Annotated in this window: 10 protein-coding genes; 9 read left to right on the top strand and 1 reads right to left on the bottom strand. The window is 50.9% G+C overall.

What is annotated here, in order from left to right; genetic code table 11:
• Nucleotides 1-115: 115 nt before the first annotated feature.
• Nucleotides 116-328, top strand: coding sequence for a hypothetical protein (locus FE783_RS01050; protein ID WP_138877458.1), 213 nt, complete (start codon nt 116-118; stop codon nt 326-328).
• Between the two features lie 489 nt (nt 329-817).
• Here the strand turns inward: FE783_RS01050 and FE783_RS01045 are convergent, their stop codons facing one another.
• Nucleotides 818-1,753, bottom strand: a complete 936-nt coding sequence (locus tag FE783_RS01045; RefSeq protein ID WP_158301559.1) for an AraC family transcriptional regulator — start codon at nt 1,751-1,753, stop codon at nt 818-820.
• A gap of 126 nt (nt 1,754-1,879) precedes the next feature.
• Here FE783_RS01045 and FE783_RS01040 point away from each other — a divergent pair, with 126 nt between their 5' ends.
• From FE783_RS01040 to FE783_RS01005, 8 genes are all read left to right on the top strand, one after another.
• Nucleotides 1,880-3,268 (top strand): ABC transporter substrate-binding protein, encoded by a 1,389-nt coding sequence (locus tag FE783_RS01040; RefSeq protein WP_158301558.1) that lies wholly within the window; start codon nt 1,880-1,882, stop codon nt 3,266-3,268.
• Between the two features lie 162 nt (nt 3,269-3,430).
• The gene (locus FE783_RS01035; protein WP_138877455.1) at nt 3,431-4,966 is read left to right on the top strand and encodes a glycoside hydrolase family protein; all 1,536 of its coding nucleotides are present in this window, start codon (nt 3,431-3,433) and stop codon (nt 4,964-4,966) included.
• Between the two features lie 140 nt (nt 4,967-5,106).
• Nucleotides 5,107-6,642, top strand: a complete 1,536-nt coding sequence (locus FE783_RS01030; protein WP_138877454.1) for a glycoside hydrolase family protein — start codon at nt 5,107-5,109, stop codon at nt 6,640-6,642.
• Nucleotides 6,643-6,657: 15 nt separating this feature from the next.
• Nucleotides 6,658-7,434 carry an alpha/beta hydrolase family protein gene (locus FE783_RS01025; protein WP_138877453.1) on the top strand — a complete coding sequence of 259 codons (777 nt, stop codon included), beginning with the start codon at nt 6,658-6,660 and terminating at the stop codon, nt 7,432-7,434.
• Nucleotides 7,435-7,502: 68 nt separating this feature from the next.
• Nucleotides 7,503-8,513, top strand: coding sequence for a D-2-hydroxyacid dehydrogenase (locus FE783_RS01020; RefSeq protein ID WP_138877452.1), 1,011 nt, complete (start codon nt 7,503-7,505; stop codon nt 8,511-8,513).
• Nucleotides 8,514-8,538: 25 nt separating this feature from the next.
• Nucleotides 8,539-9,756: a mandelate racemase/muconate lactonizing enzyme family protein gene (locus tag FE783_RS01015; RefSeq protein WP_138877451.1), complete on the top strand. Its 1,218-nt coding sequence runs from the start codon at nt 8,539-8,541 to the stop codon at nt 9,754-9,756.
• Between the two features lie 36 nt (nt 9,757-9,792).
• Entirely contained in the window at nt 9,793-10,248 is a 456-nt protein-coding gene (locus tag FE783_RS01010; RefSeq protein WP_138877450.1) for a NanQ anomerase/TabA/YiaL family protein, read from the top strand.
• Nucleotides 10,249-10,326: 78 nt separating this feature from the next.
• Nucleotides 10,327-12,270 (top strand): hypothetical protein, encoded by a 1,944-nt coding sequence (locus FE783_RS01005; protein ID WP_138877449.1) that lies wholly within the window; start codon nt 10,327-10,329, stop codon nt 12,268-12,270.
• Nucleotides 12,271-12,286: the final 16 nt, after the last annotated feature.

The following is a 12,286-nucleotide window of genomic DNA, read 5'->3' as shown; positions in this document are numbered from 1 at the left end:
ACAACTCGTTCCCGAGTATCGACCAAGAATATAAGCTACCGCTAAAACACGAATGAACTTCATCGAGAAGGCTTCGATCAGAAGCTTTTCTTAATAACCGGGGGTCTCATCCAATATGAAAAGCAAAACAATCGGTTTGACGGCGCTGATCGCCGCGACTTCAATCCTCGTCTCCGCCTGCAAAACGGAGAAGCCGACCATCCTGTCGGACGACAAATGGAAAACCGTTTACAATCAGCTGATCGCGATCAAAAAAACGACGGACAACAAAAATTTGGATGCGAACAACTTCGTGAAGGACCGGAATTGGAAGGAAATACCGACTTGAACACCGCTTTCCGGCAAATAGACGAAGAAATGAACAAAATGATCGCCGCAGAAAAGGCGAAATAAGCTGCAATGACGATCGGACGGCTTGAACCGGGGGCAACTCGCGGTTCGGGCTGTTTTTGTTGACAGGACGCTCCTGGTATGCGAAATAAGAGTTGTTTGCAGCTCGTAACCGTCTATCGTTGGGCGGGACCGTTGCCCTACCTTACGGCTGCCGATCATCCGGCGGCGGATGCGGGGATAAGCGGCACGGCTATAAAAAGGCGGGGAGAAACATACGTTCCGTTATAAGCTGTTCCTGTATAAAGACAACATCCGAAGAAAGATGTCCGTTCAGCTTGTTGTTGCATATGGTGATCCTCCAGTACACTTGTTGTAACGTACTCGCGAAAGAGACCAATCCAACTTCGTGAAACAGCGATAGAAACCGAAAACGTCCGCGAGTACTGCAAAACGAGGAGGTGACGAATCATCGTCCATTGCTGCATCAGGTGCTGCTCTGCGTATTATTTCCACTTAGTTCCATGCGGTATTCCGAGGGGGTCATGCCGGTCTTTTGTAGAAACAGGTGGCAGAAGTATTGAGTCGAGGAATAGCCGACATCGCCGGCGATACGCTCAATAGACAGCCTGCTCGTGCGCAGCAAATCTTTGGCTACTTCCACCCGTGTGTTCATGAGCTTATGCTTGAATTTTGTATTGAAATGTTTCTTAAGCAGCCGGTGCGTTTGCTTCGTACTCAAGTTCAGCGTATCGGCCAACATCTCGAGTGTCAAATTTTTATGGCAATTGATAAAAAACGCATCGATAAGACACGACCACTGATCGTACTTGACTTTGCGCGGCATCGTAGACGCTCGATTCGTCTGATGTTCCAGCTGAATGCCTCTCACCAATTCGATGATCATCTGGGCAAACAGGCTGAGTACTTTCGCATAGGAGCCTACCGAGGGCGTCTCAATTTCCGATCGTACATCGGCCAGCAGGCGGAAAATAGCGCGATTCCGGGTTGAATCGGTCAGTTGGCAGTAAGTCAGCCGGGACAGCGCAGCCTTGATCTGATCCGCTTCCTCCTGCGGAAAGCCGGGATCAAGTGTCGGACTGTCCTGAAAAGTGAAGCGAATCGTAGAGCGCTCCCCGGGAAGGACGGGGTCCGGCTCGAACGAATGAAAGATGTGTTGCCCGATAATATGGATGGAACCGGTTTCAAGATGCTGCTCGCGATCTTCCATGACGAGCGTCCCGGTGCCGGAATCGATGAATTGCAGCTCGATCGCCGCATGGTTATGTTTCTTGTTGCGGACGATCTTCATCGGGTAAATGTTGCTGTCGAGCAACATATCGAACAGCAGCGAGCCGAAACGGACTTTAATGTCCAACTGATCCCAGGCGACAGAAGCGGTTCGAATTTGCGAATTCGTCAAGAGGTTCCCTCCTATACGATCAAGTTCGCATGTAAATTTTCCTCATTGTACCACAGGAATTCACCAGATTGTCAACAGCCGGATTCGCGTCGCTTGCCCACTATTCTCATGAAAGGAATGGTTGAAGTGAGGAAACAGAAACAAGCAAAAATCAAAACGTACAAACCTTGGATGTATGGCGCCGTCACGCTTGCGTGTATCGCTTTCGCAGCGGGCTGCAGCGGCAAAGGATCGACAACGGATTCGGGGAACGGCGAAGGAGGAGCGGGAAAAGTCTCTGTGGTCGAGCAAAAGTCGGAACCGGCAGAGCTTGTGTTTTATTCCCAGAACGGGTCGTCGGAGGCCTTTTTCAACGAAGTTTACGGCGACAAAATCAGAAAAAAATTTCCGCAATATACGATCAAGTACATTCAGCGGACGGGTCCAGGAACATTGCTTGCGGATATGATCTCCAGTAAAACCCATTTTGATTTCTACTTCAATTCCGTCTATGGATTTTTGTACGAAGTGCTGCCCGTTGAAATTCAGTACGATATGACTGATTTGGCCAAAAAGCACAACGTCGATTTGAGCAGACTCGAATCGGCGACGATTGACGGGTTCAGAAACGATGTGGGCGGCAAGCTGTTTGCACTACCGATTCATCAGGACGTTATGGTTACGCTGTATCACAAAGACCTATTCGATAAATTTGGTATTCCTTATTTGAAAGACGGAATGACGTGGGACGATCTGTATGCAGCATCGAAACGGATTACGAGAAACGAGGGGGGCGTAAACTATGTCGGGTACGCGCCAATGGTCGATTATATAGTGCGGATGAACCCCTACTCGATTCCGAACCTCGACAAAGACACGTTGAAGCCGACGATCAATACGGATGCAAGATGGAAAACATTTTTCGAAAAGCTTATCGTTCCGCCGGGCGAGACGGCCGGAGCAGCCCGAGGGGAACTGCCCAAGGATGCCGGACAAGTTCTAGAGAAGTTTATTGCCGGGCAACAAGCGATGGTCGTCTATATTCCGCAGGTCGTCAAAAGCTGGGCGGACCGTTTTCAAAAAGTCAACTTCGATTTCGTCTCCGCCCCGACGCTAACCGAGCGAAAAGGAGTAGGATCGATGCCGTATCCGGTTTATCTCGGAATTACGCAGATGGCCAAAAATAAAGATGCGGCGATGGAAGTGCTGAAATATTTAATCTCGGACGAAGCGCAAACCGATTTGGCGAAAAAAGGGCTAATGCCGGTCGTGAAAAGCGAGAGCGTCAAGAAGGCTTACGGAACGGACACCGGGTTTAACAAGCTCAACTGGGGCGCGGCGTTCTATAACCAAATTGCGCCGGTTCCGTATAAAGGCCCGATGGACGGGATGGTAGGGGACATCTACCGTAAGTATGCCTACGAGGTCATGTTCGGCACGACCGATATGAACACGGCGCTTCGCAAGGCGGAAGAAGAAACGATCAAGCAAGTGGAAGCTTTCCGTGCTAAAGTCAATCCGAACGTATTCAAGTAGCATACGCTGGCGAAATGGCGAAGACGTATCGGCATTAGCTGGAAAACCGGTCCTGGTCCGATTTCTGTTGTTTGGTTATTCAATTTATTACTCGAAATTCAAAACAATGTAAATGGATGATTGGTACCAAACTACATATCTATGAAAAGGTGGTTTCCACACATGTTTCAATTTAAAACGATTGGAGTCGTATCCAAACAACCGGTATTATTCGCGATGGACGATCATTACTTTCCGCTGAAAAGAAACGTTTGCCATTATTTGAGCAAACCGGAAATTATCGAGCAGCCTGTTTTGACCCGATCGGATCGTGTTGACGCTCCCGATTCGTTAGCCGCCCACTTTTACGGAACGGTGTTGTACGACGAAGGGAAATACCGGATGTGGTATCTCGGGATGTCGCTCGGCCTAAATCCGGATATGCCTGCCCAAGAGCTTGAGCTGCACCGGAAAAAAACGAACGCATCGCTAGGAGGCATTATGTCGGGGCCGATCTGTTATGCGGAGAGCGATAACGGAATCGACTGGGTTAAGCCGAATTTGGGTCAACTGCTCTATAAAGGAAACCGGAATAATAACGGAATCGACTTGCCGGATGCGTTCGTCCAATTGCCGACCGTTATCAAAGACGAGGACGATCCCGATCCGAACCGGCGCTATAAAATGGTATATACGTATATCTATGACAACGGCAATATCGGACGTTCACATACGTCACGCACGGCTACGAGCCCGGACGGCATTCATTGGACAGCCGGCAAGTATGGGATGACTGAAGAAGCGTTAGAGCACTCGTCTTTATATAAAGTGAATGGACTTTATGTCATTAACGGTCAAGCGTTAAGCGGCAAACGGAGAAGCGAGGGCGGCGCTGAGTTAGGGAGACAAGCCACCGCATGGATTTCAACGGACTTCGACAACTGGTTAAAGGAAGGCATCGATTCTTTCCGGCTTCTCGAAAATCAAGCCCCTTCCGAACGCGGAACACGGAAAAATTACGATCAGGTGCACCTCGGCGTGGCTCCGGTCGTGTATGACAATGTGTCGGTAGGCTTGTACGGCTTGTGGCATCACTGCGAGAAGCCGTTTATGGATACGTCGTGCGATTTCGGCCTCGTTATTAGCAACGACGGGCTGCTGTTCCGGGAACCGGTGAAGGGACATGTGTATATCAGCGGGCAAGAGAGCTGCGCCACCCCGGTGCCGGGCAAGCATTATCATACGAATTTGTGTCAATCCAACGGGATATTGAACGTAGGCGACGAGACGCGGATCTATCACGGGAGATGGCGGAATGCGTGGGTTCCGGAAGGAGTGACGGACGATTATTCCGGAGAAGTCGGGCTTGCGATATTGCCGCGCGACCGCTGGGGGGCGATCGGATTAAATCCGAACCAGAAGGAAGGCTCGCTGTTGTCCATACCGATCACGTTTCCGGAAGGAGACTTCTCGTTGAAAATCAATGCCAACGGAGCCGAAGGAATACGCGTGGAGTTCACCGACGAGCATTTCCGTACGATTCCCGAGTTTTCGGGCGAGAACAGCGGCATCGTATCCAAGGACGGCTTGGATCAAATCGTCGAATGGCCGATTAATCAACTGCTCAAGCTGGCCGGGAAGACGGTCCGGATGCGGTTGAAGCTGGAGAAAAAGGATCAGATTGATCCCAGAGTGTATGCCGTATACCTTGTGAAATAGCACATCTCTCTGCCATCTATGGCTCCGAAAGCCGGCACACCAGCCGCCGTTTCGCATCACCCGGCTGGCTTCGGAGCTGCAACATTGTAAATCATTTATCAGCACGATCTACTAATCATTGAAAAATGGAGGTTTCACACATGTTTCAATTCAAAACGATTGGAGTCGTATCCAAACAACCGGTCCTATTCGCAATGGACGATTATTACTTTCCGCTGAAAAGAAACGTTTGCCATTATTTAAGCAAACCGGAAATTATCGAGCAGCCTGTTTTGGCCCGATCGGATCGTGTTGACGCTCCCGATTCGTTAGCCGCCCACTTTTACGGAACCGTGTTGTACGACGAAGGGAAATACCGGATGTGGTATCTCGGGATGTCGCTCGGCCTTAATCCGGATATGCCTGCCCAAGAGCTTGAGCTGCACCGTAAAAAAACGAACGGGTCGCTCGGAGGCATTATGTCAGGACCGATTTGTTACGCGGAAAGCGATAACGGAATCGACTGGGTGAAGCCGAATTTGGGTCAGCTGCTCTATAAAGGAAACCGGAATAATAACGGAATCGACTTGCCGGATGCGTTCGTCCATTCACCGACCGTTATCAAAGACGAGGACGATCCCGATCCGAACCGGCGCTACAAAATGGTATATACGCATATATACAATACGGAATTCAACGGCGGATTTCAAACTGCGCGCGTTGCGACAAGTCCCGACGGCATCCATTGGACGGCGGGGACGAGAGGACCGATTCCCGAGTTTGTCGAGCATGCCTCCTTTTACAAATATAACGGGCTTTACGTGTTGAACGGCCAATGTTTATGCGGCTTTCGCAGAAGCGAAGGCGGCGCCGCAGCGGGAAGACAAGGGACGGCTTGGATTTCAACCGACTTTGACAATTGGATGAAGGAAAGCGCGGATTCGTTCTGGCTCGCGGAGCCTCACGATCCGACCCAGAGAGGGACGTACTTTGCTTACGATCAAGTTCATCTTGGTACGGCGCCGATCGTTTACGACAACGTTGCCATTGGGCTGTACGGGTTGTGGCATCATCAGCAAAATCCGTTTAAAGAAACGTCTTGCGATTTCGGCCTGTTGATCAGCAATGACGGATTGACGTTTCGCGAGCCGGTGAAAGGACATGTGTACATCAGCTCGCAGGAATCGCACGCGACCCCCGTGCCCGGCAAAGAATTGAAAACGAATTTGTGCCAGTCGAACGGCATTATTAATGTCGGCGACGAGACGCGGATCTATCATGGCAGATGGCGGAATGCGTGGGTTCCAAAAGGGGTGACGGACGACTATTCCGGTGAGGTCGGGCTTGCGATATTGCCGCGCGACCGCTGGGGGGCGATCGGATTAAATCCGAACCAGAAGGAAGGCTCGCTGTTATCCATACCAGTCACGTTTCCGGAAGGAGACTTCTCGTTGAAGATCAATGCGGATGGAGCCGAAGGAATACGCGTCGAGTTCACCGACGAGCATTTCCGTACGATTCCCGAGTTTTCGGGCGAGAACAGCGGCATCGTATCCAAGGACGGCTTGGATCAAATCGTCGAATGGCCGGCGAATCAACTGCTCAAGCTTGCCGGGAAGACGGTCCGGATGCGATTGAAGCTGGAGAAAAAGGATCAGGTTGATCCCAGAGTGTATGCCGTATACCTTGTGAAATAGTTTGGAGCGAAAACGATGAATGATGAGCACGAAGAACGCCTATCCGAGCACTGGGTTCAAAGCTGCGGCGAAAGCCTGAAATATGTGCTGAGAAATCCTACCAATGCCCGCCTACATGAAAAGCCGCTGCTGCTCATTACGGTCGGGGCGGACTGGAAAACGCCTTTGTTGACTAAGCCATATCGCACTACAGCCGACGGCTTTCTAGCCAACGGCCACTATGCGCTAAGCTTCGATATCCCTTGTCACGGCGAGCGCGTCGAGCCTTACGGGGAAGGCATTAACGGGTTTCGCAACGCCTGGCAAGCCGGTGACGATCCATTCGAACGATTCGTACGCGACGCCACCGCAGTCATCGACGACTGTATTCGTTTGGGCTTTGCGTTCCCCGGCAAAATCGTCATTTGCGGAGCTTCCAGGGGAGCGTACTTGGCTTTCCGGCTGCTTGTCGCCGACTCGCGAGTCGCTTGCGCGGCGGGATTCGCCCCGGTAACCGACTGGCGTGCTTTGAGCGAATTCGATTCGATTAAGGAAAGGCCCGACGTGGAAGCGCTCAAGCTCCACAACTATGTTGACCGCTTGAGCGGGAAACGATTGTTTATCGGGATCGGCAACGACGACAGTCGCGTCAGCACATTAAGCTGCTGCAAGCTGTACACCGAGTTGACCGAACATAATTTGTCGCGCGGCTACCCCGCGTCGTTGGTCGAGTTTTATTGTACGGACGATCGCGGCCATACGATGGGCGACTACTGGTACGACAAAGGAACAACTTTTTTGTTGAATGGGTAAATAAACGTTAGGGGTCCCCCAAATGGCAAACAGATGAGGCTTTTGGGGGACCGGCGAGGGAGATTTCAATGCTAAATATCGTAATCGATATGCCGGTAGACGACGAAAAGCTGCAGCTGCTTCAAAGCTTGCCCGGCGTACATGTTACAAAGATCGATCCGCGCGAAAAGCCGGAGCGTTTGCCAGACGAACTGGCGAAAAAGGGAAACGTGTTGTTTTGCACGTTTCCGCCAACCAACATCAACGATTGCACCGCGCTTCGTATGATCCAGATCAGCTCTGTCGGTTATAACCAGATTGTCAATATCGGTTTGCAGGAAAGAGGCGTGCAGGCATGCAACGCGCAGGGCGTGTTCGACGTTCCGATCGCCGAATGGAATATCGCGATGATATTCCAACTTGCGCGAGACATGCGCGGGATGTTTCGCAATCAGGAGCACAAAATATGGGACCGCTCGGCAAAGTTTCAGACGGAAATACGCGGCATGAACATTGGACTCTGGGGCTATGGCGGAATCGGACGAGAGACGGCGCGCCTGGCGAAGGCGATGGGCATGCATGTTCAGACGCTCGTGCGGGATCGTGTCAAGGAGCGCGGCCATACGTACTGCGTGCCCGGCACTGGCGACCCGCAAGGCGCGCTTCCGGACCGGGTGTTCATTCGCGGTCAGGAGACGGAGTTTCTGCGCGATTTGGATGCGCTGATCGTAGCCGTCCCTTTAACCCAGCAGACGGAAGGCATGATCGGGGAGAAGGAGCTGCGGGCGCTGCCGCCTCATGCTTTCGTCCTCAATCCGTCCCGCGGGCCGATCATCCGTGAGGAAGCTTTGCTTCGGGCGCTGCGCGAGCAATGGATCGCCGGCGCCGCATTGGATACGCACTACCATTACCCGATGCCGCCGGAACATCCGCTATGGGATTTTCCGAATGTGATTATGACGCCGCACATTTCCGGGTCATCGCAAAGCACGCATTTTAAAAGACGTATATGGTCGATTTTTATAGAAAATGTCCGCCGGCATATGAACGGTGATCCGTTATGGAACGAATTGTCGCCAAGCCAGTTGGCTGGGCAGTAGCGCCGGAGAGAGGAGCGCAAGCGATATGAAAATTACCGATGTCCGTACAGTTTTGCTGACAGGACCGTGCACGAACGATCCGTTTTTAAGCGAGTCGCGCAAACTGCGCAGCGCCACGTTTGTTGAAATTGAAACCGATACGGAGCTTGTCGGCATCGGCGAGACTTACATCGGATACTTTTTTCCGGAAAGCGTGCCGACGATCGTCGATTTTTTCAAACCGATTTTAATCGGACAAACCGTCGACAACATCGCCGAGCTTTGGCAGCGCATGTACCATAGCGGCAACTTTTGGTGCAGAGTCGGCATGGGTCTTTCCGTGCTGAACGGCATCGAAGCCGCGCTTTGGGATTTGAAGGGGAAAATGTACGGACTGCCGGTCTACGAATTGCTCGGCGGAAGGAAGCACAACCGTCTCCCATGTTATGCCACAGGAGGTCCGAGCAACTATCCGAAGGAGAAGCTGGCGGCGAAGCTCGATCATTATTTATCGCTTGGCTTCAACGGGGTGAAGCTGGGCGCGGGCTGTCTCGATACGAGCCGGGGCGGCTGGCATATGCCGAAGTCGAAAGGGGAAATCGCCGAATTCGAAGCCGATAAGCTGGAATTCGTCCGCAAGCACGTCGGGGGCGACGTCCACCTTATGCTCGACGGTCATATGGGAAACAGCCCGACCCATACGTGGGATCTTGACACGGCCGTTACGGTGCTGAAGGCGCTCGAACCTTACGATCTGTTGTTTTTCGAAGAGCCGCTTCATTATACGGACGCTGAGGGCTATGCGGAGCTGCGCAAAAAAACGACGATTCCGATCGCCGGCGGAGAATGTTTGACAGGAAGCTGCGAATGGAAAATGTTTGACGATCTGAACTGTTTCGATGTCGGGCAGCCGGATGCCGCATTTACCGGCGGACTCGTCGAATTTATGAAAGTGGCGGCGATGCTGGAAGGAAGCGGACGCAAAATTGCGACCCATGCTTGGGGAGCGGGCGGCTGCCTGATGCAAAACATTCATTGCGGCTTCGCAAGCGGCAATACGCTCATTTTGGAAATTCCGCCCGATTTCGCAGGACTTCATAGCGACATTGTACGCGATTCGTTCCGTATGGAGGGCGGCTTCATATGGCCTCCGGAGCGATCCGGCCTTGGCATTGTGCTGACCGATGAGATTAAAAATAAATATCCGTTCGTTCCCGGCAGCGGCGAATTTAATTCGGTCCCCGGGAAAGTGTTGAAGACGTGAGCCGACTATACAAACCTATAAAGGGAGAGAACCTTCATGATTACAGATTCGTTACCGCATATCGGACAATATTCAAGCGTGAACTCCAGGTTGAAGCTGGCGGCGCAATTTCTCGAAACTCATGATTGCAGAGCTTTGGAGCCGGGCAAATACGAAATAGACGGCGATCGTGTGTATGCGCTAGTTCAGCATTACGAGACGAAGCCGAAGGAGAAAGGGCTCTGGGAGGCGCATCGGCAATACTTGGACGTGCAATATATGGCGGAGGGCAGCGAAATGCTGGGCTATATTCCGATCGATCGGACGGAAGTGACTCACCCCTATGACAAAGATGGAGATTATGCGCTGTTCGCGGCATCGGGCGATTTTTTCACGCTCCGGGAAGGGCACTTCGCGTTGTTCGCCCCGCATGATGTGCATATGCCCTGCATTCAGCTTGAAACGGCCCAATCCGTCAAAAAAATCGTAATCAAGGTGTTGATCGAACCGTGAGGGCGAGAGCGGTGAACGCGTATGATAGAGTGATCGTTCTATCTTCTATTCCCACTAAAACAATAGGGAGAGTGTGATATGATAAATCGAATTCATTCCGAGGAAAAAGTGAATATGGATCAACGGGTGGAGTTGGACCGTACGGGACAAGCGCAAGCCGAGACGAAGATGCTCAGCCGCCGAAAGCTGCTTGCCTCGATGGGCATAGCCGGTGTGGCGATGGCGGTGACGGGCCCGCTTATGGCGGCGAGCGAGCGGGGCAAGCCCGGAACGGCTATAGGCAGTGTTCCTTCATTTTTAGATGGATTGAATGAAACCGTAGTCAGATCCGTTAATTCTATATCTGCATTAATTCAGCAATCAGATAGGTTCGATGGTCAGATATTTGAAGTTGTTTCCTTTCATGCTGATCAAAAGATTGGCGGCGATTTGTTCATGTGGTCTGCAACGATTGACAAATCATTGCATGATGGCGGCTATATTATCGACCCTAGTGTCCCTTTTCCCAACATCATTGTATTTAACACTTACTACACTGCACTAAATACTGGCGGCGGCGTATTCGTTCGCTTGAACAACGAGAGCCATGTTGATGCTGAAAACTACGGTGCAATTCCTCTACCATCAATGGTTTGGAACTGTGCAGCCATTCAACAAGCGCTATACAAAGCAGCGACATTTACAACGCCCAAACAGGTGCATGTAGGCGTTGGCGTTTATCTAACTACAAATCCTATCATCCTTTCAACTTACCCTGCTTACGGCAATACAATTCGTGTACCTCAATTAATTGGGGCTGGACGTTTTAACACTGAAATATGGAAAACGGCAAACAGCACAATTCCCAGCGGTATTTATCGCGCCGGCGATCAAATCGACGCTGTAATCTTTGCATCCGGACGTAAAGATAACGCCTCTGAAAACTTGATGGGCGAGGTCGTAAAAGGCTTTCAACTCATGCGCATTAGTGTGGCAAAAGGGCAGGGGTACGGATATTTCAGTTATAAGTCGATTTACGGCGAGCGTTCGGATTTGAACTGCATTCAATGCAATATCGGCTACTGGCAGGATGATTGCTGGATGAGTCAAGCCAATAACATCAAGGCTACCAACTCGGTAACAACCGCAATTGCTATTCGTGGCGGCACGTCTGTCACGGGCCGGAATCTATATGCGGACAGTTGTCAAGGCGTTGGCTTTGATTTAACAAACTTAACGTACAGCGACCTCGGTATTCACGCTGATCTTTGCGGCAGCGGCAGCGCAAACGGGACTTATGCAATCAAATGTGATCGCACAATTGGTACAAGATTATTGGCGTCTACAGAATTTCACAAGGGGACAGAGTTCTACTTTAAATCATGTGAGGGATTAATCATCACCGGCCGCAGCTATGGAACGGCGGCTATAGCAAAAGGTGTTATCCCTAAAATCGAAGCTTCCGCATCATCCGTTTTATTTGAGGGGTTCAGTTGGAGAAATTCACTGAATCAGCTATCGCAGGCAGAAGCCGACAAATACAAGCTTGTAACAAAAGATGCGGTTGGCACGAATATTGCCTTCAGAGCATGCATGATGTCCCCTTCATTCAAAGATTTCCCCGTCTATGTTGCTGATTTTCGATTTATGGGTGATTTGCAATATAGCACCTATTCGGAAATCAATCGTGTTATTTCGTCTCAGGTTAAACTGCAGAGCGGTTCGTTTAAAAAGCTGGCGTATGTTGGCGATACGACGCGGTTTAAGATTGTTTCCGCCATTTGCACGGATGCGGCTCATGACCGAATTTATACTTTCCCCGATATAGGGATAGCAAAAGCGTCAATATCCGCGAACAGCGCGAGCCCGACTAAGTTGAGTACAAGTCTGTACATCAATGGAGTCGTAGACAGCGCAGATAGCGGTGTTACCGAATCACAACGCTATGCACTTTACGGCTATGTTGATGCAAACGGCTGGTTGCTTGTAACTGTGCAAACGGCTGGCAATAACCTTGAGTTTGGTTTTGTTGTTAATAAATAGAGGGAACGTGCGAAAA

This window comes from Paenibacillus mesophilus, from assembly GCF_005938385.1.
GTDB classification, from domain to species: Bacteria; Bacillota; Bacilli; order Paenibacillales; family NBRC-103111; genus Paenibacillus_AB; species Paenibacillus_AB mesophilus.
Note: the sequence above shows the minus strand (reverse complement) of the source record. Positions and strands in the feature narration are given on the sequence as shown.